This is a genomic window from Mumia flava, assembly GCF_002797495.1.
In the GTDB taxonomy this organism is placed as follows: Bacteria; Actinomycetota; Actinomycetes; order Propionibacteriales; family Nocardioidaceae; genus Mumia; species Mumia flava.
This window is the reverse complement of record NZ_PGEZ01000001.1, coordinates 2,184,522-2,209,741: the sequence shown is the minus strand read 5'-3', so window position 1 is coordinate 2,209,741 and position 25,220 is coordinate 2,184,522. Positions and strand designations below refer to the sequence as shown.

Below are 25,220 nucleotides of genomic sequence, written 5' to 3'. Positions count from 1 at the left end.
TCGGGGGCGAGGTCAGATGCGCTCGACGACGGTCGCGATGCCCATGCCGCCGCCGACGCACAGGGTGGCGACGCCGTAGCGCTGGTCGCGACGCTCGAGCTCGTCGACGAGGGTGCCGAGGATCATCGCGCCGGTCGCGCCGAGCGGGTGGCCCAGGGCGATCGCGCCGCCGTTGACGTTCACGATGTCGTGCGGGACGGACATGTCCTTCATGAACCGCAGGACGACGGCGGCGAACGCCTCGTTCATCTCGTACAGGTCGATGTCGCTCGCCTCGAGGCCCGCCTTGGCGAGCGCCTTGCGGGTCGCCGGCGCGGGGCCGGTCAGCATGATGGTCGGCTCGGAGCCGGACACCGCGGTGGCGAGGATGCGCGCCCGCGGGGTGAGGCCGTTGGCCGCGCCGGCGGCCTCGGAGCCGATCGCGACGATCGCGGCGCCGTCGACGATGCCCGAGGAGTTGCCCGCGTGGTGGACGTGGTCGATCCGCTCGACCGTGCGGTACTTCTCCAGCGCGACCGAGTCGAAGCCGCCGAAGTCGCCGATCCCGGCGAACGACGGGGGGAGGCTCGCCAGGGACTCGGCGGTGGTGCCGGGCCGGACGAACTCGTCGTGGTCGAGCACGGTCAGGCCGTTGCGGTCCTGGACCGGGATCACGGACTTGGTGAAGTAGCCGTTCGCGATCGCCTTCGCGGCGCGCGCCTGGGACTCCGCGGCGTACGTGTCGACGTCGGTGCGGGAGAAGCCCTCGACGGTCGCGATCAGGTCGGCGCCGATGCCCTGCGGGACGAAGTCGGTGTCGAAGGCGGTCTGCGGGTCGAGGACCATCGCACCGCCGTCGCTGCCCATCGGGACGCGGCTCATCGACTCGACCCCGCCGGCGAGGATGAGGTCCTCCCAGCCGGAGCGGATGCGCTGCGCCGCCTGGTTGACCGCCTCGAGGCCGGAGGCGCAGAAGCGGTTGAGCTGGACGCCGGCGACCGTGTCGGGCAGCCCGGCGGCGAGGGCGGCGGTCTTCGCGATGTCGGCGCCCTGGTCGCCGATCGGCGAGACGCAGCCGAGGACGACGTCCTCGATGGTCGCGGGGTCGAGGCCCGGGTTGCGCTCGAGCACCTCGCGCATCAGCCCGGTCACGAGGCTGATCGGCTTGACCTCGTGCAGGGATCCGGACTTCTTGCCGCGGCCGCGCGGGGTGCGGATCGCGTCGTAGATGAATGCCTCAGACATGGCGTTCCTTCGTTCGTGTGACAGCGACGTGGAAGAGACTCGCTCGACCCTCAAAAAGTTACTTGCGAGTAACGGCAGTGTCAATGGTAACGCGCACCACTATGACAGCAACACTGTCATTGTTTCAATTCAGGCCGCCGGGCCCGTCACACGCCGCGTGGCGGCTCGTCCTCAGGTACGGCGGCGAGCCGGCGGAGCAGCTGCCACTGTCCGAGCAGGGTCTGCATCGCCGCGATCAGGGCGACCGGCTGGTCGATCATCACGTGGTGCCCGGCGTCCGGGATCACGGTCACCGGGGCAGCGCCGCCGAGCCGCTCGGCCACGGTCGCCGTGATGTCGCTCGTCGCCAGACCGCGCTCACCGCGGACCAGCGCCACGGGGCACGTCGCCGCGGCGATCTCCTCGGGCTCCATCCGGGCGCTGAAGAAGACCTGCGGGTCGAACTTCCACGTCCAGCCGCCCTCGACCTCCCGTACGGAGGTGGCCGCGATGTGCCGGCGGACGTACGGCGGGCCGGCGTCGTCCGCCGGGATCGTACGGAACCGAGCGAGGGCGTCGTCGCGCGTCGGGTAGATCTTGTTGCCCGGAAGCCGCCGGTTCTCGGCCTGCCACGCACGGGCCTCCGGAGACGGCTGCCGCACCGGCGAGTCGATGGCGCACACGCCGGCGAGCCGCGCACCGTACTCCCGTGCCGCCGTCAGCGCGACGAATCCGCCCATGCTGTGACCCACGATCGCGGGCCGCCGCACGCTCTCGGCATCGGCGACCGCCATCACCTCCGCGGCGAAGGTCGTGAGCCCGTAGGCATCACGCCACGACGAGTCGCCATGACCCGACAGGTCGAGCGCGGCGACCCGGTGGTCGGCCGCCAGGTGCGGACCGACGTGGTCCCACCAGCCGGCGTGGGCGGCACCGCCGTGCACGAGCACGACCAGCGGGGCGTCGGGCCGGCCCCAGACCCGGTACGTGATCGTGGCGCCGCCCGACTCCACCGTGTGGTGCTCGGGCTGGTGGCCGATCGCCTCAGTGAACCACCGGGGGGTCTCCACGACCTTCACCTCACGTGCCGACAGTGCTGACGGTTTCCGTCCGCATCCTATGCGCGGGTCCGTCGCACGCCTCACGGCACGTCGACGACCACGCTGCCCAGCTTGGTGCCGGTGTCGACGTAGCGGTACGCCTCGACGATCTCCTCCAGGCCGAACCGGTGGGGATCGATCAGCGGCACCAGGTCCCCGGCGGCGAGCGCGGCGTGGAGCGTACGGCGGGTCGCCGCGTCCTCGCTCGGGAGCGGGAACACGACATGACGCCTCCGCCGGACCAGCGGACCGATCGCGGCGAGCGCGAAGTTGACCCCACCACGCCCCGGCTCGGACGAGGAGTACGCACCACCGGGGCGGAGCAGCCGCCGGCACGACGCGAACGACGCCTTGCCGACCGCGTCGAGGACCACGTCGTACGGACCGGTGAGCGCGTCGAGGCCGCGCGCGCGGTCCACGACCTCCCCAGCACCGAGGCGTGCGACGACGTCGGCGTGCTCCGCGTCGCACAGCGCCGTCACGCGCGCTCCGCGGTGCGCCGCGAGCTGGACGCACGCCGACCCGATCGCACCGGTCGCGCCGATCACGAGCACGGACTGACCCGGCCGTACGTGCGTGCGCACCAGGAATGCGAGGGCGTAGTGCGGACCTTCGGTCGCCGCGACCGCGTCCGCGTGGGTCAGGCCGTCGGGGACGGGCTCGAGCCACCCGTCCTCGGGCACGGCGACGAGCTCCGCGTGCGCCCCGAACCGGCCCTCGACGTATCCGTAGACCCGGTCGCCGACCGCGAACACCGACACCTCCTCGCCGACACCGACGACGTCACCGGCGAGCTCGCACCCGAGCACCTTCGCCTTCGGACGCGGCCAGCCGTACACGGCTCGTGCCGGCCTGGGCAACCCGGCCCGGTAGGCCGCGTCGGTCCTGTTCACGGTGGTGGCGCGAACGCGGACGAGCACCTCCCTCGGGCCGGGCACGGGATCGGGAACGTCGACGACCCGGACCACCTCCGGCCCGCCGTACCCGTCCCGCACCGCTGCGCGCATCCCGGCCCCCTCAGGTCCGACGGCGCACGATGGCGCGCTTGGTCTCGTCCACCGCGGACTCGTACGCCGTGACCAGCGCCTGGACCGTGAGCGGCTTGAACTGCTCGACCATCGCGGTCATCGCCTCGGGGCGCTCCCCGCTCTCGCGGTAGTGCGGCCAGACCTGGTCGCGGAACACCTCGGTCAGCTCCTCGGCGATCTGGCGCGCGTGGGTCTCGAAGACCCGCTCGGCCGCGACGGCGGCGTCGAGCGGCAGCCCCAGGTCGACCAGCGCGACACCCACGGACAGGTGGGCCGGAGCCACCCTGAAGACGTCCTCGTCGGGCGTCGGCTCGACCACGCGGAGCGCGACGAGCACCTCGAGGTCGTCGTCGGAGAGCGTGCGCCCCGTGCGGCTCTCCAGATCGGCGCGCGACACCGTCTCCGGCAGGTCGGGCAGCCACGGTGCGAGCATCGTCCGCTGGAGGGCGACGTCCTGCGGCGTCGCGTCGGCCGGGAGACGTTCGAGATAGCCCTCGATCGCCGACAGGGTGAACCCGTGCGCCTGGAGCTCGCGCACCAGCTCCAGCCGGGCGAGGTGGTCGAGGCCGTAGTAGCCGTTGCGGCCCTCGCGCACCGGGGGCGGGATCAGACCCCGGCCCGCGTAGAACCGGATCGTGCGGACGGTCATCCCGACGCGCTCCGCGAGCTGCTCCACCGACATCCGGTCGGACCCGTTCGCCATGCCCGCACGATAGACCGCGGCGACGTGCGCGCGCATCGCGCAGTCACCCGCGTTCCGTGCCAAGGTGACGAGGTGACGCCGATCGACGAGAAGACCCTCGCCGTCCTGCTGTCGGCGCTGCCCGGGACGCCGCGGCTCGTGGCGTCCGGCAACTTCGCCACGCCGTACACCCTCCTGGAGCTCGCGGACGCCCAGATCGAGAGCTTCGCACTGCACATGCTGAACGCGCAGGCGCCGATCCCGGACCGCGACGGCATCGTGCTCGAGACGGCGTTCGTGGGTCCGGGCATGCGCAACAGCCCCCGGCTCCGCTACTTCCCGTGCCGGCTCTCCGTGGTGCCCGACCTGCTCCAGCGGACGCTTCCGCCGGACGTCGTGCTGCTGCACACCTCGACGCCGCGGCGCGGTGCTGTCTCCCTCGGGATCGAGGTGAACATCCTGCCCGCGGCGATCGAGGCCGTACGCCGTCGCGGCGGCATCGTGATCGCGCAGATGAACCCGCGGATGCCGTTCACCTTCGGCGACGCCGTGGTCCCGCTCGACGTGATCGACTACGGGTTCGAGGTCGACGCGCGGCTGCCCTCGCCCGACCCGGTCCGTCCGTCGCCGGCTGCCGCCGCGATCGGCGAGCGCGTCGCGCACCGGGTCAGCGACGGGGCGACGCTCCAGGCAGGGATCGGCGCGATCCCCGACGCGGTCATCGCGGGGCTGCGCGACCGCCGCGAGCTCGGGGTGTGGACCGAGATGTTCTCCGACGGCGTGCTCGACCTCGAGCACGCCGGGGTCCTCCGGCACGACGAGCCGCTGACCGCGTCCTTCCTCTTCGGCTCACGCCGGCTGTACGACTGGGTGCACGAGAACGACCGCGTCCACGTGCTGCGCGTCGAGAAGACCAACAACCCGGCGCTGATCGCCGCGAAGCCGGCGATGACCAGCGTGAACACCGCGCTCCAGGTCGACCTGTACGCCCAGGCGAACGCCACCCGGATCGGACACCGGATCTACTCCGGGATCGGCGGGCAGACCGACTTCATCGTCGGCGCGCTGCACTCGCCGGGCGGCCAGGCCCTGCTCGCCCTCCAGTCCTGGCACCCGCGCGCCGACGTGTCGACGATCGTGCCGATGATCGACGAGGCGACCACCTCGTCGCAGATGTCCGCGGTCGTCACCGAGCACGGGGTCGCCGAGCTGTTCGGGTACGACGAGCGGGCCCAGGCCCGGCACCTGATCGAACAGGCGGCCCATCCCGACGCGCGTGAAGATCTCTGGGAGGAGGCCGCGGCGCTCGGCCTCGCCTGACGGCGCGTCACCCTCCGCGCAGTCGCGAGTCGCCTGCGGCGCGGTCACGAGTCGCCTGCGGCGCCGCGAGTGACTCCTCACCCCGCCAGGAACGACTCGCGGCCCCGCTAGGAACGACTCGCGGTGTCAGGCGGCGCCCATGGGCAGGATCACGACCGGGCACGGCGACACGCGTGCCAGCACGTCGCTGACGGAGCCGAGCGCGTTGTGCCGGATCGACGACGTCCCGTGGCTCCCGACGACGAGCAGCTGCGCCCCGGCCGCCACCGACAGCAGGACGTCGACCGGCGCCCCTTCGTGCACACCGACACTGACCTCGGCCTCGGGATCGATGCGGCGCGCCTGCGCTCGTACGGTCTCTGCCACGGTCTCGCCGTCGTCCGCGCTCGTCACCGAGGACCCGGACGGGTCGACCGCGACGACGACCTGGAGCGCCGTCCCGCGCAGTGACGCTTCCTCGATCGCCCAGTGCAGCGCCCGCTCCGCCCCGGCGGAGCCGTCCGTGCCCACCACGATCGTCCCGATCCGTTCCGGTGTGTCAGCCATGCCGTCATCCTGTCGGTTCCGGGCCGAGGAAGCGACCCACGCACCTTGAGATATGTATAAGCACATAATATAAATACGTTATGCATTCTGCCCAGGCCCCCGAGCTCGCCGGCGCGATCGAGCGCCTCAGCACGCTGCTGCGTCACCTCAGCCCGGCCGGCCTCTCGCTGACCGCGGCGGCGACGCTGGCCACGCTGTCGCGCTCCGGCCCGATCCGGCTCACGCAGCTCGCCGCGATCGAAGGCGTCTCCCAGCCCGCGATGACCCAGCTGGTCACCCGCCTCGAGCGCACGGGCCTGGTCGCGCGGTCGTCCGACCCCGGCGACCGCCGGGCCGTGCTCGTCGCACTCACGTCCGACGGCGAGGCCGAGCTGGCGAGTCGTCGAGCGACCCGCACCGAGCGGCTGGCCGAGATGCTCGCCCACCTGTCCCCGGCCGACCAGCAGGCTCTCGCCGACGCCCGGCCTGCGTTCGACGCACTGATCAGGCTCGTCGACCCCCGTACGGAAGGAGATCCCTCGTGACCTCACCTGCGACCTCGTCGCACCTCCACGCCCCCGCGGCGAGCCCGTTCAGCCAGCCCAAGGCGGTGTGGGCGGTCGCGTTCGCCTGCGTCGTCTCGTTCATGGGCATCGGCCTCGTGGACCCGATCCTGCCGGCGATCGCCTCCGACCTGGACGCGTCGCCGAGCCAGGTGACCCTGCTGTTCACGAGCTATCTGGTCGTGACCGCGGTCGCGATGCTCGTCACGGGGTGGGTGTCCAGCCGGATCGGCGCCAAGCGCACCCTGATCGCGGGCCTCGCCGTCATCGTCGTGTTCGCCGCGCTCGCCGGCGCGTCGGACAGCATCGGGCAGATCGTCGGATTCCGTGCCGGGTGGGGCGTCGGGAACGCGCTGTTCATCGCGACCTCGCTCGCCGTCATCGTGGCGTCGGCGTCGGGCGGGTTCGTGGGCGCGATCATCCTGTACGAGGCCGCGCTCGGGCTCGGGATCGCCGTGGGGCCGCTGCTCGGCGGCCTGCTCGGCGAGCTGAGCTGGCGCGGGCCGTTCTTCGGGGTCGCCGCCCTGATGTCGATCGCGCTGATCGCGACGCTCGTGCTGGTCGAGCCGATGCCGATCCCCGAGAGGAAGGTGTCGGTCCTCGACCCGATCCGGGCGCTGCGGCACCGCGGCCTGCTCACGCTCTCGCTCACCGCGCTCTTCTACAACTGGGCGTTCTTCACCGTCCTCGGCTACACGCCGTTCCCGATGGACCTGGGCGCGATCCAGCTCGGGTTCGTGTTCTTCGCGTGGGGGCTGCTCGTGGCGCTGTTCTCGGTCGTCGGCGCTCCCCGGCTCCAGGCGCGCTTCGGTCTCGCCCGCACCCTGTACGCGAACCTCGCGCTGTTCGCGGTCGTCGTGCTGGTGATCGCGATCTTCGTCGAGGACCGAGCCGTGCTCATCGGCGCCGTGATCACCGCCGGCGTCTTCATCGGCATCAACAACACGGTGACGACGCAGGCCGTCATGACGATCTCGCCCGTGGATCGACCGATCGCCTCGGCAGCGTACGGGTTCGTGCGGTTCATCGGAGGCGGGCTCGCGCCGTTCGCGGCCGGGAAGATGGTCGAGGCGTGGAACATCCGCGTGCCCTTCTACATCGCCTCCGCCGCGCTCGTCGTCGCGATCGCGATCCTCGCGACGGCGCACCGGCAGCTCGGTGAGGCCGAGCTCGCGCAGGCCGAGTCCGTCGAGGTGCCGGCCGAGGCCCCGCCGGCCGAGGCCCCGCCGGTCGAGGCCGGGCGGAGCGGGGATCGAGACCCTGCCGCGGTCCCGGTCGACCACGTCGTACGGCAGCCCGTGCGGGTGGACGCGGAGACCGACGGCATCACCGTGGCTGCGATCGACGCGTCCTCGCAGGCGGCCGAGGTGGTCGCGGCGGCGGGACGGCTCGCGGCCCGCTACGGACGCACCGTGCACGTCGTCCACGCGCAGGAGAGTGCGATCACGCCGGACGGCGCCGTCGAGACCGAGGCCTTCGCGGCTGCGCAGGCGCTGGTCCGTACGCACCTGGTCGCCCTCGCCGATGCGGGCGTCCCCGCGGTCGGGCACGTCCTGCGGCACGTTCGCGGCCACGGCGCCGCGGGGCGGACGGTCGCCGAGTACGCCAACGCCCACCACGCCCACGCCCTCGTGATCGGCGTGCCCGAGCACGGCGGCCTCGCCGCTCTGATGGAGGAGTCGGCGAGCGCGGAGCTGTGGCGCCACGCCCGCAGCAGCATCGTGATCGTGAACCCCGAGCGCGACCCTGTCGCCGTCTGACTCCGAGATGCCGTCCGCCCGTCGCCCGGAGTAGCGTCGCACCGGGGTCGAGATCGGCCCGGTCCGACCCGACAGGGGTGTCCGATGAGCACGTCGTTCCCGATCGCGACCGTCACGGCGGCGCTCCGCTCGCTGCTGCGTGCTCAGGTCCCGCTCGTCGACGACGAGCTCGCCGACCTCGCCGTCACCACCCAACCGCCGGACCGGGCACGCCAGCAGATCGGGGTGCCGTCCCTCGACCTCTACCTCTACGCCACGAGCCTGGGCGGCACGAGCCTCGGCGGCGCGGGCATGGGCGGCGGCCAGCCGCCGCCGGGACCGGTCTTCGGCCGTGACCGCGGCAGGTCGGCGGCGCCGCCGGTGCTCGACCTCCACTACCTGCTCACGGCGTACGGTCCGTCGGGCGACCGCGACACCGTCGACCAGCGGATCCTCGGCGCGGCGATGGGGGTGCTGCACGACCGGCCCGTGCTCTCCGGCGCGGACGAGGTTCCGGGGTCCGGGCCGAGTGACGCGACTCCTCCGTTCGACTCCGTACGGATCGCGCCGACCCCGCTGTCGATCGACGACCTCGCCCACCTCTGGAGTGCCTTGCGCACCCCGCTCCGGCTGTCCGCCGCCTACACGGCGTCGGTCGTGCCGTTCCGGCCGGACGTGTAGCCGCCGGTGCGTCGGCCGCCCCGGCGCCGGTGTCCCGACCCGGGGGTGGGCGGTGCCTGGGCCGTCTCCCCGGGGGTCCAGGTGACGGCCCAGGCACGCCCTGGCGTGGAGGCGATCAGATCAGCGTGCCGACGTCGTGGGCGACGATCTCGTCCATGGCCCGCTCGGCGACGGCCGCGATGGTCATCGAGGGATTGCAGGCCGCGGTCGTGCCGGGGATGAGCGCTCCGTCCAGCACGTACAGCCCTGGCATGTCGTGCACACGCCCCTCGAGGTCGCACGACGTCCCCATCGCGACGCCGCCGAGTCCGTGCCAGGTGCTCGGGACGACGGCGTTGGTGTCGGTGAGGAAGCCGAGCGGAGCGGCGATCCTCTTCGCGCGCCGATGGATCGCGTCGAACAGCTCGGCGTCACCGTTCTTCGGCCAGGTCAGCTCCGCGGAGTCCCTCCAGCCGTCGTAGGTGAACCGACCGCGCGCCTCGCTGACCCCGAACCCGACCATCATCGTGGACCGGACGTTGATCCCGAGTCCGGGGATGGAGGCCTGGATGATGGTGTTGGCGCGGGCGGGGTCCGACCAGTCCTTCGTGCCGTAGACGACCGGGCCGCCCTGCACCGACCCGAAGTTCTCGGCGAGGCTGGTCCAGACGTAGATCCGGTCGCCGTTGGTCCCCCAGTTGGTGCCCAGCCCGTCGATCGCGGGGATGTGGCCGCGGCCGACGGAGCGGACCAGCAGCTTCGTGGTGTTGAGACTCCCGGCGGCCATCACGAGCGTGCGCGTCGTGATGATCTTCTTCTCGAGGATCGTGCCGCGCTCGTCCGTGCGGTCGACGTGCACGGTCCACCGCCCGTCGCTCGCACGCTCGATGTCGACGACGTTGTGCTGGATCAGCAGGTCGACCAGTCCGGTGTCCTCGGCCTGCTTGATGTAGGTGACGTCGACGGAGTGCTTGCCTCCGTTGTTGACGCCGAGCGCGGAGTCGCCGTTGGTGTAGGACGCCTTCATCTCACCGTCGAGCTCCCGCAGGGCGTACGACCAGTCGATCGGCATCGGGATCTTCTCCAGCGCGTAGCCCTCCCGCCGGACGTGGTCGGCGAAGACGCGAGCCGGCTTGTACGTCGGGCTGGCGACCAGCTCGTCGGGCGCGGTCTCGAGCTGGAGCATCCGGGCGACACGGGGGTAGTGGACCGCGTCCATGCGGGCGTAGTCGAGCTCCTCGGGCAGGCAGTGTGCGAAGACCTCCTCGCTCGGCTGGAGCGTCATCCCCTGATAGACCAGCGAGCCGCCGCCCACGCCGGCTGCGCAGGTCGCGACCATGTTCTGGCCGACCACGGCCTCGAGCAGTCCGACGTACGGAGCGAGGGAGACCGGTCGGCCGAGCACCTGGCTCGCGGAGCCGTACCACAGGGCCCGCTCGTCGAGGCTCGACAGCGTGGGGAACGTGTCGGCGTCCGGGCCGGTCGGCCAGCGCTTGCCACGCTCGAGGACCGTGACCGGCACGCCGGCCTGGGCGAACCGCAGGGCCGCGACGCCGCCGCCGAAGCCCGACCCGATGATCACGACCCGTCGCTCCTCGCGCGTGACCGGAACACGAGTGAGCGCCGCCGCCGACGACGCGCCCGTCCCGAGCGCGACGCCTGCTCCGAGTGCCGCACCTGCGCCGAGCAGGGTGCGGCGCGACAGCGACCGGGGTGCGGCTGGTTGATCCATCGGAGTCTCCCTCTCGGCAGGTGACCTTCACCACACCGACCGGGCCTCAAACTAGACACTTTCAACATCAAGTGTCAAGAAGAGTGACACTCTCGCCTAACCACCGCTCCAGGAACGACCGGAGGTCCTCGTCGCTGCGGACCGCAGCGCTGTCGAACATCAGCACCGACAGCGCCAGGCGTACGACGACCTCGGCGATCTCGTCCAGGTGCCGTACGAGTCCGGGCGAGCGCTCGGTGATCGGCGCCAGGGTCGCCCGGGCCACCGGCAGGGCCCGCGCCATCATGTCGCGGTCGAAGACCGGGTTGCCGGCGTCCGGCACGAGGAGACGCGCCAGCACCGGCCGCTCACGCACGACGCGCCGCGACGCGACGATCAGCTCGACGACGAAGGCCCGTGCGGTCCGGGTCGCGGCCGTCACCTCCCGCACCTCGGCCAGCGACTCGGTCGCGACCCCGATCATCGCCTCGGACACGAGGTCCTCGAGCGTACCGACGTTGGAGTAGACGGTCTGCCGGGTCACCCCGGCCTCCTTCGCCACCGCGGAGATCGTGACCGCGTCGAAGCCGCCGGCCTCGATCAGGCTCACGGTCGCGGCGAGGATCGCGGGCTTGGATCGCATGGCCGCCATTCTGGCCGCCCGCCGCCCGTCCGTGCTGGTGCGTGCGCCACCATGTCGGGGTGGCTGCCTTCGCCCTGACCGTGCTGCTGATGGGGACCATCGGGCTGATCCTCGTGGTCGCCGGGACCACCATGCTGTCCACCGGCCTGCGCGATCGCGACCCCTACCCTCGCACACGCATCCCCGGGCGCGTGGTCGACAACGGCTCCGGCGCCCTCGACGCGAGCACGGTCACCGTCGAGTACCCGCTCCCGGACGGCACCCCGAACCGCGTCACCGCACCGGTGCCGTGGCGGGGGCGGCCACGCGGGATCGGCACCCCGTACCCCGTCTGGGTCCGCATCCACGACCCCCACGACGCGGTGGTGGTGAGGGAGGGGTACGGGGGGCGCCTGCAGCTGGTCGCCGGCGGCGTGCTGCTCGCGGTCGGCGTGGTCGCCGCGCTCGTGGGCGGGCTGCTCTTCCTGTGGCTCCTGGCCGGCACCAGCGTCATCAGCTGAGCGGGGTCAGATCCCCATCGACCGGCCGATGATCTCCTTCATGATCTCGGTCGTGCCGCCGTAGATCGTCTGGATCCGGGTGTCGGCGTAGGCCTTGGAGATCGGGTACTCGCTCATGAACCCGTACCCGCCGAAGAGCTGGAGGCACTTGTCCACGGTCTTCTTCTGCAGCTCGGTGGTCCACCACTTGCCCATCGCCGCGTCGGCGACCGACAGCCGGCCGGCGTTCAGCTCCATGATCGAGCGATCCACGTAGACCTGCGCGATCTGCTGCTCGGTCTCCAGCTCGGCGAGGGTGAAGCGACTGTTCTGGAACGACCCGATCGGACGCCCGAACGCGGTGCGCTCCTTCACGTACTCCAGGGTCATGTCGATCACGTGGCGGCACGCGGCCGCGGCGGTGACCGAGATCGTCAGCCGCTCCTGCGGGAGCTTCTCCATCAGATAGATGAAGCCCTTGCCCTCCTCGCCGAGCAGGTTCTCCTTCGGCACGCGCACATCGGTGAAGAACAGCTCGGCGGTGTCCTGCGCCTTGAGGCCGAGCTTGTCGAGGTTGCGCCCGCGCTCGAAGCCCTCCATCCCGCGCTCGAGCACGAGCAGCGAGACACCCATCGCGCCGGCGTCCGGGTTCGTCTTCACGGCCACGATCACGAGGTCGGAGAGGATGCCGTTGGAGATGAAGGTCTTCTGGCCGTTGACCAGGTAGTGGTCGCCCTGGTCGACCGCGGTGGTCGCGATCGACTGGAGGTCCGAGCCCGTGCCCGGCTCGGTCATCGCGATCGCGGTGATCGTCTCGCCGCTGCAGAACCCGGGGAGCCAGCGCGCCTTCTGCTCGTCGGTCGCGTACGACAGGAGGTAGCCGGACACCAGGTCGTTGTGCAGCGCGAAGCCGACTCCGGACGCACCCGCGCGCGCCAGCTCCTCCTCGACGATCGCGTTGAACCGGAAGTCGTCGACGCCGCCTCCTCCGTACTCCTCCGGCATCATGAACCCGAGGAAGCCCTGCTTGCCGGCCTCGAGCCACATGTCGCGCGAGACGATCCCGTCGACCTCCCACTGGGCGTGGTACGGCGCGATCTCCTTCTCGACGAAGGTCCGAAACGACGCGCGGAAGGCGTCGTGGTCAGGGGTGAAGAGCGTGCGTTCCATCATGTTCCTCCGGCGGTACGAGTCGGTGCGGGTGGCTCCGTCGGTCCTCGGGGCGCGAGCCGAGCGGGCGATCGGGGGGTGGGCGGGTCAGCCGTCGTCGCGCTGGACGACGGCCCCGGCCTCGAGCAGGGCGTCGGCGTCGGCGACTCCCCACGCCTCGAGGACCGAGCGCGTGTCGGTGCCGGGCTTGACGGGACCGCGGCCCAGCGACGCGGGCGTGCGCGAGAAGCGCGGTGCGGGCGCGGCCTGCACGACGTCGTCGTGCTCGACGTAGGTCCCCCGCGCGACGAGATGCGGGTGCTCGGGCGCCTCGCGCATCGGGACGACGGGCGCGACGCACGCGTCGGTCCCGTCGAACACCTCGGCCCACTCGGCCTGTGTCCGCTCAGCGAATCGGGCGGCGAGCAGCGCACGCAGCCGCGGCCACTGCGACGGGTCGTTGCGGTCGGGAAGTGGTGGCGCCTCCCCGGCGTCGAGCTCGAGCAGCTTGACGAGCTCGTCGTAGAACTGCGGCTCGAGCGCCCCCACGGACATCCAGCGACCGTCCGCCGTCTCGTACACGTCGTAGAACGGGGCCCCCGAGTCCAGCAGGTTGGTGCCGCGCGCGTCGTTCCAGGCGCCGACCTGCTGGAAGTTCGTGATCATCGTCAGCAGGTGCGCCGCGCCGTCCACGATCGCCGCGTCCACGACCTGGCCGTGACCGGACGACCGGGCCTCGAGGACCGCGGACAGGATGCCCACGACCAGGTACATCGACCCGCCGGCGAAGTCGCCGAGCAGGTTCATCGGGATCTGCGGCGGCCCGTCCGCGCGGCCGATCGGGTCGAGTGCGCCGGCGACGGAGATGTAGTTGACGTCGTGGCCGGCCGACTGGGCGAGCGGGCCGTCCTGGCCCCACCCGGTCATCCGGCCGTACACCAGGCGCTGGTTGCGCTCGAGGCAGACGTCGGGACCGATGCCGAGGCGCTCGGCGACGCCGGGCCGGAACCCCTCGATCAGGACGTCGGCGCTCTCGACGAGCCGGAGGACGACCTCGACCCCCGCCGGCTGCTTGAGGTCGACGGCGATGGACGGTCGGCCGCGCGCGAGCAGGTCGCGGTCCTGCGGCAGGACGACCAGGCCTCCCGCCTTGGTCCGGTCGACGCGCACGACCTCGGCGCCGAGGTCCGCGAGCAGCATCGCCGCGAACGGTCCGGGCCCGATCCCGGCGATCTCGACGACCCGGAGCCCTGCGAGCGGGCCGGAGCCCTTCGGTGTCTCAGTCACCTGCTGATTGTGACAGCGTGACTGTCAGAGTTGTCAAGCGGGCGGGCGGGTCCGACCCGCCCGGTCGCGCCGACGACCGGCGACGAGGGTCGCGACTCCGACCCCGACCAGCACCAGTGCGGTGCCGATCAGCCCGAGCACCAGGCCACCGGTATCAGGCAGGCCTCCGCCCGAGACGGGCTGCTGGCCGGGTTCCGGTGGCTCCGACGGCGGTGGCGGCACCGACGTCGGAGCCGGCGTCGCACTCGACGGCGGCACCGAGGTCGGTGCCGGGGTCGGCGTCATGGTCGGGGTCGGGGCCGAGCTCGGCGTGGGCGTCGGTGTCGGCTCGACCGCGCTGAGCACGAAGTCCTGGCCCGTGACCGGCGCGTCGTCGATGTCGAACGGGGGGAGCGTCAGCGTCCCGGTGTACCCGGCAGGCGGCGTCACCGAGACGACGTAGTCCGCACCGAGGGCGTTGTCGTCGAAGAGGTAGCGGCCGAGGCCGTCGGTGGTGGTGACGGACGCTCCCTCCGGACCGGTCAGCGTGACGGTGACGCCGACGAGCGGGAGCCCGTCGTCGTCGGTCACGGTGCCCGAGACCGACTGCGGGACGATCGTGCGGACCTGCAGGTCCGGAGCCACGACGTCAGTGCTCGCGTCGACGACCTTCTCCACGCCGCCGACGGCCACGCATCCCGACGGCGGCTCCACGAGCACGCGGTAGCCCGCCTGGGACGCGACCTCGCCGAAGTCGTACGAGCCGTCGACACCGACGGGAACGGTGCCGAGGTCGCGGCCGTTCTGATCGAGCAGCCGGACCCGGACGTCCGCGAGCGGGCACGAGCCCGCCCCGGACGACACGTCGACGACCGAGCCGCCGAGGCTGTGGGTGGTGTTGAAGAAGCTCGTGGCGTACAGCGGGAGGCCTGCCCGCCGCACGAAGGTGAGCGTCAACGACCGCAGGCGTGCCGGCGGCTGGAACCAGCCCGCCGCTCCGACCGTGTCGGCAGCCTGGGGGTTGCCCGTCAGGGTCAGAGTGGACGGATCCCAGGTCGGCACGTCGCCGAGCGAGTCGACACACCCCGCCGGACGCGGGGAGCCGAACGAGCAGTAGTTGAAGCCTCCCTGGAAGCCGAGGTCGGCCGCCGTCGCCTCGCGCGCACCCGCCCCGTCGGCGACGGTCGCGCTCACCACGACCGCGTCGGCGTCGATGTCGGAGACCCCGAACCCCCACTGCTGGGCCGGGGTCGGAGACGCGAAGACGTACGTGGTGACCGACGGCGCGGCGGCGTTGTCCGCGCGCGGACGGAGGTTGAGGTACGGCTGCCCCTGACTGGAGCCGTACACCTGACCGACCGGCGTCGCAGCGTTGACGTACGCGCTGACTCCGGAGATCACGCCGACACCCGAACCACCGCGCGAGTCGGAGGTGAACGTGGCGGCCGGGAACCCGAGTCCGGGCAGTGTGACGGTGCCCTGGTAAGCCCCGGGGGTGCCCTCGAAGGTCCATTGCGCGTAGCCGGCCTGCTCGGATGCCCCGGGGGAGGCAGTGAGCGCGGCCAGCAGCACCCCCGCCGCGACCGCCGCTGCCCTGCGCCTGGCGCTGGCCATATCGTCCCCCCGAGCCGAACCTGGCGACAGCGTAGTCCGATCTGTCCGTTTCGTCTGTTTGCCGGCGCCTGGCCGAGCGGCGCAGGCACGGGGTACGATCCGAATCACGCCATCGCGTTTGTTCCATCGTTGATGTCAGGAGAGTCGCGTGTCCGGAATCGTGCACACCCGTCGCGGCCGGGGCGAGCCCCTGGTCCTGATCCACGGGATCGGCCACCGCAAGGAGGCCTGGGCGCCGGTGATCGACCGGCTCGCCGAGCACCACGACGTGATCGCGGTCGACCTGCCCGGCTTCGGCGCCTCCGCGCCCCTCGACGAGGGCAGTGCCGACGGCATGCACGCGTACGTCGAGGCGATGGAGGACCTCTTCGACGACCTCGGCCTGTCGCACCCTCACGTCGTCGGCAACTCCCTCGGTGGGGCGATCGCCCTCGAGCTCGCGGCACGTGGCAGCGTCCGCACCGCCACGGCGCTCTCCCCCGCCGGCTTCTGGACCGAGGGAGGCCGACTGTGGGCGTTCGCGGTCCTCCTCGGCATCCGGGCGTCAGCGCTGATGCCGCCGGGCGTGATCCGCTGGGTCGGCGCCCACCGTTGGGCACGCGGAGCGGCGATGGCGAGCCTCCACGCCCACCCCACCCGGTTGTCGCAGGAGGCGTTCCTCGGCGACGTCGCCGCACTGCGCGACTGCACGGCCTTCGGCCGCGTGCTGCGCGCCGGCTCCCGCTACCGCTACCGAGGTCGGCCCCGCGTGCCCGCCACGATCGCGTGGGGCACCGCCGACCGGATCCTGCTGCCGAGCCAGGCCGGTCGGGCACGCCAGCAGCTGGTGGACGCGGCACACGTCCCGCTCCCCGGTTGCGGGCACGTGCCGATGATCGACGACCCCGGCCTGGTCGCGCGGGTGGTGCTCGACCGGAGCCGCTCCGCGACGCCGACGACCTCGGAACGGGCCGCCTGACGGCTGGCCGCAGGGCGTGTCAGGGACGGGCGGCGTCGGCGCGCTCGGCGGGTCCGGTCACCCGCGCGCGGAACACCCAGAACGACCAGCCCTGGTACGCGAGCACCACCGGGAGCATCACGACCGCCACGACCGTCATCACCGTGAGGGCGTAGTCACCGGACGCGGTCGAGGAGACGGTGAGGTTGTGCGCCTCGGAGGTCGAGGAGACCATCACGTTCGGGTAGAGGTTCGCGAACAGGGCAGCGACCGTGCCACCGATCGTCAGCGCGGTCGCGACGAACGACCACCCCGGTCTCCCGGCGGGAACGAGCACCACCGCCACCAGCGCGGCCACGACAGGAACGGCCGCCGCGACCACCCGCCATGTGCCCCCGGCCGAGAGGGTGACGGTCCAGGCCGAGAAGCCGACGACGCACGCCAACGACACCCAGACGAGCCGTCGCGCGAGGGCGCGAGACCGTTCCTCGACCGGACCCGTGGTCTTCAGACCGAGGAACGTCGCCCCGTGGGCCAGGCTCAGAACGACGAGCGTCAACCCCAGCCACAGCCCGTACGGCGTGAGGAGATCCACGAACGACCCGGTGAACACCTCGTTGCCGTTGATCGGCAGGCCGGCGAGCAGATCCCCCAGGGCGACGCCGAGCAGGAAGGGCGTGAGCACGGAGCCGATCGTCAGGGTCCAGGTCCAGGTCCCGCGCCACCCGTCCCGGTCGACCTTCGCCCGCCACTCGAACGACACCCCGCGGATGATGAGCGCCACCAGGACGAGCAGCAGGGCGAGATATCCGGCCGAGAACCAGGTGGCGTACCACGACGGGAACGCCGCGAAGATCCCGGCGCCGGCCACGACGAGCCACACCTCGTTGCCGTCCCAGACCGGGCCGATGCTGTTGATCGCGACCCGCCGCTGCGTGTCCGTGCGACCGACGACCTGGTGCAGCATCCCGACCCCGAAGTCGAACCCCTCGAGCACGAAGAAGCCGGTCCAGAAGACGGCGACGATCACGAACCACACGACGTCCAGACTCATCGCTCCCCCTCAGTACGTGAAGCTCGAGGCGGTCGGTTCACGGGACTGCGGGTCGTCTGGCGCGTCCTCGGACGGCTCGTCCGCGAGGCCCTGCCGCGCGTGCCGGACCATCAGGAACGCCCACACCACCCCGAGCACGACGTACAGGAGCGCGAACGTCCCGATGCTCGCGACCACCTCGCCGCGGCTGACCGACGGCGAGTTGCCGTCCTCGGTCTTCAGCAGGCCCTGGACGACCCACGGCTGCCGACCGCTCTCGGTGAGCAGCCAGCCCGCGGTGTTCATCGCGAACGGCGCGAGGAAGGCCCAGGACGCGCACCACAGGAAGACCTTCGACGACGCGAGGCGGCGCCTCCGCCACACCCACAACCCCCACAGACCGAGGATCGGCATCAGCGCCCCGAGGTAGGCCATGGTGCGCATCGACCAGTACTGGATCGCAAGGTTCGGGATGTAGTCGCCCGGACCGTACTTCGTCTCGTACTGCTTCTGGAGCTCGTTCAGACCGACGACCTTGCCGTCCCACGACTGGGTGGCCAGCAGCGACAGCAGGTGCGGGATCTCGATGATCTTCGTGGCGTCCTGGTCGTCCTCGCTGAACCCGCCGACCTGAGCCGCCGAGAACGAGCACGGCTGGCACGTGTCCCACTGGGCCTCCATCGCGGCCACCTTCATCGGCTGGTACTTCGTCTCGATCACCCCGAGATGGCTCCCGACGCCGAGCACGAGGATCGAGACCGGAACGAGCACGGCCAGCGACAGCTTCATCGAGCGGACGAACACGTCGGCGTCGCCGCGGCGGCGGAGGTGCCAGGCCGACACGGCGAGCATCACCAGCGCGCCCGTGAGCAGCGACGCGAGGATCACGTGCGCGTACCCCCACACGAACACCGGGTTCGTGAAGAGCGCGGTGATCGACGTCAGCCGCGGACGTCCTGTGGCCTGGTCGATCTCGTACCCGACGGGGTTCTGCATCCAGGAGTTCGCCGCCATGATGAAGGCAGCGGACAGCGCCGCGCCGATCGCGACCATCCACACCGTGACGAGGTGCACCCGTCGCGGCAGGACGCCCCACCCGAACAGCCACAGGCCGAGGAACGTCGACTCGAGGAAGAACGCGGCGAGCCCCTCGATCGCCAGCGGCGCACCGAAGACGTCACCGACGAACCGCGAGTACTCCGACCAGTTCATCCCGAACTGGAACTCCTGCACCAGACCCGTCACGACACCGATCGCGACGTTGATCAGGAGCAGCGTCCCGAAGAACCGGGTGAGTCGCCGCAGGTCGGGGTCGTTCGAGCGGTACCACCAGGTGTGCAGGAGAGCGACCAGGAACGCCAGCCCGATCGTGATCGGCACGAACAGGAAGTGGTAGATCGTGGTCATCGCGAACTGGATCCGCGACAGATCCAGCTGCGAGACGGTGTCCATCCCCTCACGCTAGGGCGATTCCCGCCCCCTCGGATCCCTCGATCTGGGTGAGGATCGGGCCCAGGGCGCCGGGCCCGTCCACAGCCGGGCTGCACCAGCGCGCGACCACCGCCGTCCCTCGCTATGCTCGGGTGATCCGAAGGGGGTGTCGGTGATGGTCGACCTCGAAGCACAGACCCAGACCCACCTGGAGAAGGCGTCGACGGCAGAGCACGGGCGCAGCGCCGAGCTCGTGGTGCAGGACGGGCCGCTCCGTCAGAGCGTGCTCGCGCTCGCCGAGGGCGCCGAGCTCTCGGAGCACGACGCGCCGCCGGCGGCCAGCATCCTCGTGCTCAGGGGCGCGATCGACGTCGTGGCCGAGTCCGGCACGACCGTGCTCGAGACCGGGATGCTCGCGGAGATCCCGCACGAGCGGCACTCCGTCAAGGCGGAGGTCGACTCGGTGTTCCTGCTCACCGCCGTCACCGACATCTGAGCCCTCCCGCTGGTCGAGGCGCGAGCGGAGCCGCACCCCCGCTGGTCGAGGCGCGCGAGCGGAGCGGCACCCCCGCTGGTCGAGGCGCGAGCGGAGCGAGCGATCGAGACCCCTCCGTGTCACACCAGGAACTGGAACGCCGGGTCGTCGGGCGACAGCTTGCGGGCGTGCACCGGCGATCGCTCGAGGCGCTCGATGAGCCCCACCAGGTCGGCCGGCGACCCCAGCTCGATCCCGACCAGGGCGGGCCCGCGCTCGCGGTTGTGGCGCTTGACGTACTCGAAGAGCGTGATGTCGTCGTCCGGCCCGAGCACCTCGTCGAGGAACCTGCGCAACGCCCCCGGCTCCTGCGGGAACTCGACGAGCCAGTAGTGCTTCACACCACGAGAGACCAGCGCGCGCTCGATCACCTCGGCGTACCGGCTCACGTCGTGGTTGCCCCCGGACAGCACCACCGCGACCCGCTCGCCGTCCCCGACCAGGCCGTCGAGGCGGAGCGCCGACGCAGCCAGCGCTCCGGCGGGCTCGGCGATCACGCCGTCGACCTCGAACAGGTCGAGCATCTCCTCGCTGACGAGTCCCGCGTCGACCTGGACGAGCTGGGGCATCCGGTGGGCGTGCAGCACGGCGTACGGGTGGTCGCCCACACGGCGGACGGCTGCGCCGTCGACGAACGCGTCCACCTCCGTCAGCTCCACCGGACCGCCGTGCTCGAACGCGGCCGCCATGCTCGCCGCGCCCGCGGGCTCGACGCCGACCACCCGGGTGCGGGGGTGCCGGTCGGCCAGCCAGGCGGTCATGCCGGCGATCAGTCCGCCACCGCCGACCGGCACGACCACGACGTCCGGGGCCTCACCGAGCTGCTCGACGATCTCGCGCGCGACCGTGCCCTGGCCCGCGATCACGTCCGGGTGGTCGAAGGCGGGCACCACGAGCGCGCCCGTACGCGCGGCGTCGTCCGACGCGGACGCGGACGCCGCGTCGTACGTCTCTCCCCCGACGATCACCTCGACCGCGTCGCCACCGAGCGAGGCGATCCGGTCACGCTTCTGCTTCGGGGTCGTGCGTGGCAGGTAGATCCGCGCGTGCATCCCCAGGGAGCGTGCAGCGTACGCGACGCCCTGGGCGTGGTTCCCGGCGCTCGCGGCGACGATCGGGCGGTCCCGTTCGCCGTCGCCGAGGCGGGCGATCATGTGGAAGGCGCCGCGCAGCTTGTACGAGCGGACCACCTGGAGGTCCTCGCGCTTGAGCCACACCTGCGCGCCGGTGCGGTCGGACAACCGTGCGTCGGGCTGCAACGCGGTCCGGTCGACGACCTTCGCGACGACGTCCGCCGCCGCGTCGACGTCGGCAGCGGACACGGGTGGGAGGGGAGGCACCGGTCCAGCCTAAGGCGCTTCGCCCGCTCGGCTGCTCTCGTCACGGCACCGTGAGATGCCGGTGCCGCGCCCACCTAGACTTCGCGCGTGACGCCACCCCCTCGTACCGACGGCTGGCGGCTCGCAGCGCTGGGCGCGATCGCGACGGTCACCGCAGTCGTCAGCAGCCTCGGCGCACCGCTCGTGCCAAGCATCGCCCGTGCGTACGGCGTCGGCCTCGGGACCGCGCAGTGGGCGCTGACCGCCACCCTGGTCGCGGGCGCGGTGACGACGCCGGTGATCGGCCGCTGGGCCAGCGGGAGGCTGCGCCGCCCGGTGCTGATCGGCGGCCTGGTCGTGGTGCTGCTCGGCACCGTGCTCTCCGCGCTGCCGGTCGGGGTCGCCGCCCTGGTCGCCGGACGGGCGCTCCAGGGCGTGGGGCTCGCCCTCGTGCCGCTGGCGCTCGCCGTGGCGCGCGACCTGTGGACCGGACCACGACTGGCCTCACGGCTGAGCTGGCTGTCGGTGGCGACGGTGGCCGGCGCCGGCCTCGGGTATCCGGTGACCGCGTTCGTGGCCGAGCACCTCGGGATCGCCGGCGCGTACTGGTTCGGTGCCGCGCTCGTCGCGTTCACGCTCCTGCTCGCGGTGCTCTTCGTGCCGTCCAGCCCGGACGGCGAACCGCAGCCCGTCGACCTGGTCGGAGCCGCGCTTCTGTCGTCGGGCACCGTCACCGTCCTGATCGCGATCAGCCGCGGCGAGACCTGGGGCTGGGCCGCCCCGCTCACGGTCGGGCTGACCGGCGGCGGGCTGCTGCTGGTCTCGGCGTGGGTGGGGTGGAGCGCGCTGCGGGTCCGTCGCGGGAGACAGCCGCTGGTCGACCTCCGTCTCGCCGCACGCCCCGGCGTCGTCGGACCGAACGTGGTCGCGTTCGGGCTCGGGGCCGGGATGTACGGGTTGCTGACGCTGGCGGTGATCCTCGCGCAGGCGGACGGTTCGGACGGGTTCGGGCTCGGTCACGGCGTCGGCGTCGCGGGGCTGCTGCTGGTGCCGTACTCGCTGATGAGTGTCGGCGGCAGCCGGGTGGCGCTCGTGGTGGCGCGCACGTTCGGACGGGGCGCCCTGCTGCCGATCGGGGCGACGGTCTTCGCGTCCGCGATGGTGCTGCTGGCGTTCGGGCACGACTCGCTGTGGCAGGTGCTCGCTGCGATGGCGCTCGGCGGGCTCGGCAGCGGGTTCTCCTTCTCCTCGATGGCGTTCCTGATCGTGCCGCACGTGCCGCCGTCGGAGACGGGGAGCGCGATGGCGTTCAACCAGCTGCTGCGCTATCTCGGGTTCTCCGTCGGGTCGGCCGCGAGCGTGGCCCTGATCGACGTGTACGGCGGGGGCGGCGCGGGGTTCCGCGGCGCCGCTCTCACCTTCGCGATGGTCTGCGGTGCAGTCGGGCTGCTCGCGCTGGGTGGTCGGCGGCGCGCCCGCGACGTGTGAGCGGCCCGGCCCTGCTCCGGCAACGCGATGGCGGCACGTCGACCGCCGGTGCAGACTGACCCCAGGCTCGAGCGGAGGTTCGGGTGACCGGGGGACGAGCGCCGATGCTGCTGTGGTCGGACGAACAGCTCGGCGCGTTGACCGACGCGCTCGAGCGAGCGCGCCGCGCCACTCCGTCCGCCCTGGTCGTCGAGGGCGGGCCCGGCGAGGGCAAGACGAGCCTGATGGCGGAGCTGCTCGAGCGCGCCGCCGACTTCCGGATCACCACCGCGGAGGGCCTCGAGTCGGACTCCGCTCCCGAGCCGTTCGATCTGCTCCGCGCGTGGGGCGTCGCACTCCCGCCGGGGACTCCAGACGACCTCGCCGTCACATCGGTCGGTGCGCTCGCCGCGCACGTCGACGAGCTGACCGTCGACCGGCCTCTGCTCCTCGTCGTCGACGACGTGCAATGGACCGACCACGAGTCCGTCGACTCGGTACGGACGCTGCTGCGCCAGCTCGACGGCACGCCTCTGCTCGTCGCGGTCTTCTGCCGGGTCCCGTCCGGATCGACCGCGCCACGGGTCGACGGCCTCGTCCGTGCCGAGTCGCGGCTCACGCGGATGACGCTGTCGGGCCTCACTTCCGATGCCGCCGTGGCGCTGGTCGCACGCGAGCGGCCCACCGTCTCGCCGATGACCGCCGTGGAGCTGTGGCGGCACACCGAAGGCAACCCGTTGTTCCTGACCTCGTTGCTGCGCGAGCTCGACCCCGAACAGCTCGACGACCTGCCCCGTGCGCTCCCCGCCCCACGCGCCTTCGCCGACGCGCTGGGGCGCCGGCTGGCACGACTCGATGAACCGGCACGTGACGTGCTCGAGGCGACCGTCGTTCTCAGCTCGGGATGGTCGACCGTGCTCGACGTGGCCGCGGTCTCGGGGCGTGCCGAGCCGTTCGGTGCCGTCCAGGAGCTGGTCGATGCCGGCCTCGTCGACGTCCGCCAGTCCGGACCGCTGTCGCTTCGCTGCTCGCACGCGCTCGTCCGCGCGGCCGCGCAGCAGGTCATCGGGGTCCCCCGCCGCCGGTCCCTGCACGCACGCGCTGCCACACTCACCGGTCGGTCCGACGTCCTGGACCACCGGATCGCCGCGGCTGCGTCCTACGACGAAGCGCTCGCAGCCGAGGTCGAGCAGTACGCTGCGGCCGCGCACCGCGCCGGCGCGTACCGACGGGCGGGCCACTACTTCCGCAGTGCCTGCGCGCTGACGTCGGAACCCTCCCGGCGGCGCACGCTCACGGCTCGAGCCGGGTGGGACGACGTGCTCGCGGGGATCGGGCCACGGCCTCATCCCGACGAGCCGCACGCAGCAGACGACGCCGACGCCGTGGCCACCGCCGCGCTCGAGGCGACCGCCGCTCGCGACCCACGCCACGCGCTCGATCTGCTCGAGACGCTCCCCGGGTCGGTGCTCGACCGGGCCGAGCCGCTGGTGCGCTACCGCGCCCACCTGCTCGCGGCCTACCTCCTGCTGCTCACCGGGGCTGCGGTCGACCGCGTCGACGCGCGGCTGGCCGCTGCGGACGCGGCCGGCGTGACCGATCCCGCCCTCGCCCAGATCGCGTCACCGGTGCGGGGATTCGCGACCGCACGCCGCCTCGGCGACGGCCCCCAGATGGCCGTGATCCTGGGCGAGCTGCCCGAGGATCCCGCGGCGGTCCCGGCGGGCGGCCGCGACCTGCTCGCCTGGCGGGCGATCTACCGGGTCTACGCGCTGCACGTGCGCACGGCCGCGCGGGACCTCGAGGTGCTGGTCGACGCCTCCGGCCGAACCCGCGATCCCTCCGCCCTGCACGAACAGCTCGCGCTCGCGCGCTGGTTGAGCGGTGACTGGGCGCTCGCGGCCGTCTCCGCGCAGCTCTCCCCGAACCGCGGAGGACCCCTGTCCCTGTGGAGCGTCGAGGCGGGTGGCGCTGCGCTCGACGCGACGCGAGGTCGCTTCGACGCGGCCGATGCGCGCCTCGAGCAGGCGATCACTCTCGCCCGCCGCGCGCCGTGGCCCGAGGGGCGCCTGATGCTGCTCGTCGCCCGCGCCGTGCGCACCCACGCCGGTGGCGTTGCTCCGGACGCCGTGGCGCGCCTCGCCGCGGACTACCCGGACCTCGAATCGTTGCTCGCGGTCGCGTCGCCCGCGGACGGGCTCCTGCTGCTGCACGCCGGCCTCACGGGGCTCTGGACGGGGCAGACCGGCGCAACGGAGACGGCCCTCGCGCTGCTCGAACGGGCGCGGGAGCCGTCCCGGTCGGACCGGGCGGTGATCGCCTGGCTCTCGGGGCAGCTGGCCGGGCACCTCGGCGACCGCGGACGTGCGGTCTCCCTGCTCCGGGCGGCGGCCGGCGACGAGCAGAACGAGCTGCCGCTGTACCGCGCGCACATGCTGGCCGACCTGGCCGACGTGCTCGAGCCGGACCACCGCGACGACGCCACGCGCGCTCGGAGCCTCGCGCGGTCGATCTACCGCAGGCTCGACGCCGTCCCGTACGTGGAGCGCCTCGCGCAGACCCGGGTCCGGCGCGACGTCACCGACCCGTCGCCGGACCCGGACGACTACCTCCCGCCGCTGACCGATCGTGAACGGGACGTCGTCGCACTGCTCGTCCAGGGCCTGAGCTACGCCCAGATCGCGACGCGGCTGTTCGTGACCCGCAGCGCAGTCGCGTTCCACCTGTCCAACACGTACGCGAAGTTCGACGTGCACTCGCGGCACGACCTGACCGCCTACGTGCTGGACCATCCGTCGGTGCTGACGGGGTGAGGG

At 72.3% G+C, this 25,220-nt stretch carries 22 protein-coding genes; 9 read left to right on the top strand and 13 right to left on the bottom strand.

Going from position 1 to position 25,220, the window contains the following annotated elements; translation table 11 throughout:
* Positions 1-12: 12 nt before the first annotated feature.
* The 4 genes from CLV56_RS10500 to CLV56_RS10485 form a co-directional block, all read right to left on the bottom strand.
* A complete protein-coding gene (locus CLV56_RS10500) occupies positions 13-1,224 on the bottom strand; it encodes an acetyl-CoA C-acetyltransferase (RefSeq protein ID WP_039363648.1) in 1,212 nt (403 codons plus the stop codon).
* 146 nt (positions 1,225-1,370) lie between these two features.
* Complete coding sequence (locus CLV56_RS10495) at positions 1,371-2,273, bottom strand: alpha/beta fold hydrolase (protein WP_039363976.1); 903 nt, start codon at positions 2,271-2,273, stop codon at positions 1,371-1,373.
* A 71-nt stretch (positions 2,274-2,344) separates the two neighbouring features.
* Positions 2,345-3,310, bottom strand: a complete 966-nt coding sequence (locus tag CLV56_RS10490) for an NAD(P)-dependent alcohol dehydrogenase (RefSeq protein WP_039363645.1) — start codon at positions 3,308-3,310, stop codon at positions 2,345-2,347.
* 10 nt (positions 3,311-3,320) lie between these two features.
* Positions 3,321-4,034, bottom strand: coding sequence for a MerR family transcriptional regulator (locus CLV56_RS10485; RefSeq protein ID WP_039363974.1), 714 nt, complete (start codon positions 4,032-4,034; stop codon positions 3,321-3,323).
* Between the two features lie 81 nt (positions 4,035-4,115).
* Here CLV56_RS10485 and CLV56_RS10480 point away from each other — a divergent pair, with 81 nt between their 5' ends.
* Positions 4,116-5,333 carry an acetyl-CoA hydrolase/transferase family protein gene (locus CLV56_RS10480; protein ID WP_245857892.1) on the top strand — a complete coding sequence of 406 codons (1,218 nt, stop codon included), beginning with the start codon at positions 4,116-4,118 and terminating at the stop codon, positions 5,331-5,333.
* Positions 5,334-5,459: 126 nt separating this feature from the next.
* Here CLV56_RS10480 and CLV56_RS10475 read toward each other — a convergent pair whose 3' ends face one another.
* Positions 5,460-5,879 (bottom strand): universal stress protein, encoded by a 420-nt coding sequence (locus CLV56_RS10475; RefSeq protein WP_039363639.1) that lies wholly within the window; start codon positions 5,877-5,879, stop codon positions 5,460-5,462.
* Between the two features lie 80 nt (positions 5,880-5,959).
* Here CLV56_RS10475 and CLV56_RS10470 point away from each other — a divergent pair, with 80 nt between their 5' ends.
* The 3 genes from CLV56_RS10470 (at position 5,960) to CLV56_RS10460 (ending at position 8,841) form a co-directional block, all read left to right on the top strand.
* Positions 5,960-6,403 (top strand): MarR family winged helix-turn-helix transcriptional regulator, encoded by a 444-nt coding sequence (locus tag CLV56_RS10470; protein ID WP_039363637.1) that lies wholly within the window; start codon positions 5,960-5,962, stop codon positions 6,401-6,403.
* Positions 6,400-8,181, top strand: coding sequence for an MFS transporter (locus CLV56_RS10465; RefSeq protein WP_039363634.1), 1,782 nt, complete (start codon positions 6,400-6,402; stop codon positions 8,179-8,181). Before CLV56_RS10470 ends, CLV56_RS10465 begins: the two co-directional genes overlap by 4 nt.
* 84 nt (positions 8,182-8,265) lie before the next feature.
* The gene (locus CLV56_RS10460; protein ID WP_039363632.1) at positions 8,266-8,841 is read left to right on the top strand and encodes a Pvc16 family protein; all 576 of its coding nucleotides are present in this window, start codon (positions 8,266-8,268) and stop codon (positions 8,839-8,841) included.
* 115 nt (positions 8,842-8,956) lie between these two features.
* On the opposite strand, the gene CLV56_RS10455 is transcribed toward CLV56_RS10460, so the two are convergent.
* A complete protein-coding gene (locus CLV56_RS10455; protein WP_039363630.1) occupies positions 8,957-10,552 on the bottom strand; it encodes a GMC oxidoreductase in 1,596 nt (531 codons plus the stop codon).
* 67 nt (positions 10,553-10,619) lie between these two features.
* Positions 10,620-11,174: a TetR/AcrR family transcriptional regulator gene (locus CLV56_RS10450; protein WP_039363971.1), complete on the bottom strand. Its 555-nt coding sequence runs from the start codon at positions 11,172-11,174 to the stop codon at positions 10,620-10,622.
* 59 nt (positions 11,175-11,233) lie between these two features.
* On the opposite strand from CLV56_RS10450, the gene CLV56_RS10445 reads away from it, so the two are divergent.
* Positions 11,234-11,674, top strand: a complete 441-nt coding sequence (locus CLV56_RS10445) for a DUF3592 domain-containing protein (protein ID WP_039363627.1) — start codon at positions 11,234-11,236, stop codon at positions 11,672-11,674.
* Positions 11,675-11,680: 6 nt separating this feature from the next.
* On the opposite strand, the gene CLV56_RS10440 is transcribed toward CLV56_RS10445, so the two are convergent.
* From CLV56_RS10440 to CLV56_RS10430, 3 genes are all read right to left on the bottom strand, one after another.
* A complete protein-coding gene (locus CLV56_RS10440) occupies positions 11,681-12,823 on the bottom strand; it encodes an acyl-CoA dehydrogenase family protein (protein ID WP_039363625.1) in 1,143 nt (380 codons plus the stop codon).
* 87 nt (positions 12,824-12,910) lie between these two features.
* Positions 12,911-14,089 (bottom strand): CaiB/BaiF CoA transferase family protein, encoded by a 1,179-nt coding sequence (locus CLV56_RS10435; protein ID WP_039363622.1) that lies wholly within the window; start codon positions 14,087-14,089, stop codon positions 12,911-12,913.
* Between the two features lie 33 nt (positions 14,090-14,122).
* Positions 14,123-15,682 (bottom strand): MSCRAMM family protein, encoded by a 1,560-nt coding sequence (locus CLV56_RS10430; protein WP_157805135.1) that lies wholly within the window; start codon positions 15,680-15,682, stop codon positions 14,123-14,125.
* Between the two features lie 148 nt (positions 15,683-15,830).
* On the opposite strand from CLV56_RS10430, the gene CLV56_RS10425 reads away from it, so the two are divergent.
* Complete coding sequence (locus CLV56_RS10425) at positions 15,831-16,640, top strand: alpha/beta fold hydrolase (RefSeq protein ID WP_039363619.1); 810 nt, start codon at positions 15,831-15,833, stop codon at positions 16,638-16,640.
* Positions 16,641-16,659: 19 nt separating this feature from the next.
* Here the strand turns inward: CLV56_RS10425 and cydB are convergent, their stop codons facing one another.
* Together cydB and CLV56_RS10415 are read right to left on the bottom strand one after the other, a co-directional pair.
* A complete protein-coding gene (gene cydB / locus CLV56_RS10420) occupies positions 16,660-17,673 on the bottom strand; it encodes a cytochrome d ubiquinol oxidase subunit II (protein WP_039363616.1) in 1,014 nt (337 codons plus the stop codon).
* Between the two features lie 9 nt (positions 17,674-17,682).
* Positions 17,683-19,104 (bottom strand): cytochrome ubiquinol oxidase subunit I, encoded by a 1,422-nt coding sequence (locus tag CLV56_RS10415; protein WP_039363613.1) that lies wholly within the window; start codon positions 19,102-19,104, stop codon positions 17,683-17,685.
* A gap of 151 nt (positions 19,105-19,255) precedes the next feature.
* Here CLV56_RS10415 and CLV56_RS10410 point away from each other — a divergent pair, with 151 nt between their 5' ends.
* On the top strand, positions 19,256-19,579 hold the full coding sequence (locus tag CLV56_RS10410) for a cupin domain-containing protein (RefSeq protein WP_211288039.1): 324 nt from the start codon (positions 19,256-19,258) through the stop codon (positions 19,577-19,579).
* A gap of 119 nt (positions 19,580-19,698) precedes the next feature.
* Here the strand turns inward: CLV56_RS10410 and ilvA are convergent, their stop codons facing one another.
* On the bottom strand, positions 19,699-20,958 hold the full coding sequence (gene ilvA / locus CLV56_RS10405; protein ID WP_039363610.1) for a threonine ammonia-lyase IlvA: 1,260 nt from the start codon (positions 20,956-20,958) through the stop codon (positions 19,699-19,701).
* An 87-nt stretch (positions 20,959-21,045) separates the two neighbouring features.
* On the opposite strand from ilvA, the gene CLV56_RS10400 reads away from it, so the two are divergent.
* Positions 21,046-22,425, top strand: coding sequence for an MFS transporter (locus CLV56_RS10400; RefSeq protein ID WP_100414790.1), 1,380 nt, complete (start codon positions 21,046-21,048; stop codon positions 22,423-22,425).
* Positions 22,426-22,529: 104 nt separating this feature from the next.
* Positions 22,530-25,217, top strand: a complete 2,688-nt coding sequence (locus CLV56_RS10395) for a helix-turn-helix transcriptional regulator (protein ID WP_039363607.1) — start codon at positions 22,530-22,532, stop codon at positions 25,215-25,217.
* Positions 25,218-25,220: the final 3 nt, after the last annotated feature.

What these genes read in the sequence shown, in the direction of transcription:
- CLV56_RS10500 (WP_039363648.1), bottom strand. Translation starts at nt 1,224, where the DNA reads ATGTCTGAGGCATTCATCTACGACGCGATCCGCACCCCGCGCGGCCGC.
- CLV56_RS10490 (WP_039363645.1), bottom strand. Translation starts at nt 3,310, where the DNA reads ATGCGCGCAGCGGTGCGGGACGGGTACGGCGGGCCGGAGGTGGTCCGG.
- CLV56_RS10485 (WP_039363974.1), bottom strand. Translation starts at nt 4,034, where the DNA reads ATGGCGAACGGGTCCGACCGGATGTCGGTGGAGCAGCTCGCGGAGCGC.
- CLV56_RS10475 (WP_039363639.1), bottom strand. Translation starts at nt 5,879, where the DNA reads ATGGCTGACACACCGGAACGGATCGGGACGATCGTGGTGGGCACGGAC.
- CLV56_RS10470 (WP_039363637.1), top strand. Translation starts at nt 5,960, where the DNA reads ATGCATTCTGCCCAGGCCCCCGAGCTCGCCGGCGCGATCGAGCGCCTC.
- CLV56_RS10460 (WP_039363632.1), top strand. Translation starts at nt 8,266, where the DNA reads ATGAGCACGTCGTTCCCGATCGCGACCGTCACGGCGGCGCTCCGCTCG.
- CLV56_RS10455 (WP_039363630.1), bottom strand. Translation starts at nt 10,552, where the DNA reads ATGGATCAACCAGCCGCACCCCGGTCGCTGTCGCGCCGCACCCTGCTC.
- CLV56_RS10450 (WP_039363971.1), bottom strand. Translation starts at nt 11,174, where the DNA reads ATGCGATCCAAGCCCGCGATCCTCGCCGCGACCGTGAGCCTGATCGAG.
- CLV56_RS10440 (WP_039363625.1), bottom strand. Translation starts at nt 12,823, where the DNA reads ATGGAACGCACGCTCTTCACCCCTGACCACGACGCCTTCCGCGCGTCG.
- CLV56_RS10430 (WP_157805135.1), bottom strand. Translation starts at nt 15,682, where the DNA reads ATGGCCAGCGCCAGGCGCAGGGCAGCGGCGGTCGCGGCGGGGGTGCTG.
- cydB (WP_039363616.1), bottom strand. Translation starts at nt 17,673, where the DNA reads ATGAGTCTGGACGTCGTGTGGTTCGTGATCGTCGCCGTCTTCTGGACC.
- CLV56_RS10415 (WP_039363613.1), bottom strand. Translation starts at nt 19,104, where the DNA reads ATGGACACCGTCTCGCAGCTGGATCTGTCGCGGATCCAGTTCGCGATG.
- CLV56_RS10395 (WP_039363607.1), top strand. Translation starts at nt 22,530, where the DNA reads ATGCTGCTGTGGTCGGACGAACAGCTCGGCGCGTTGACCGACGCGCTC.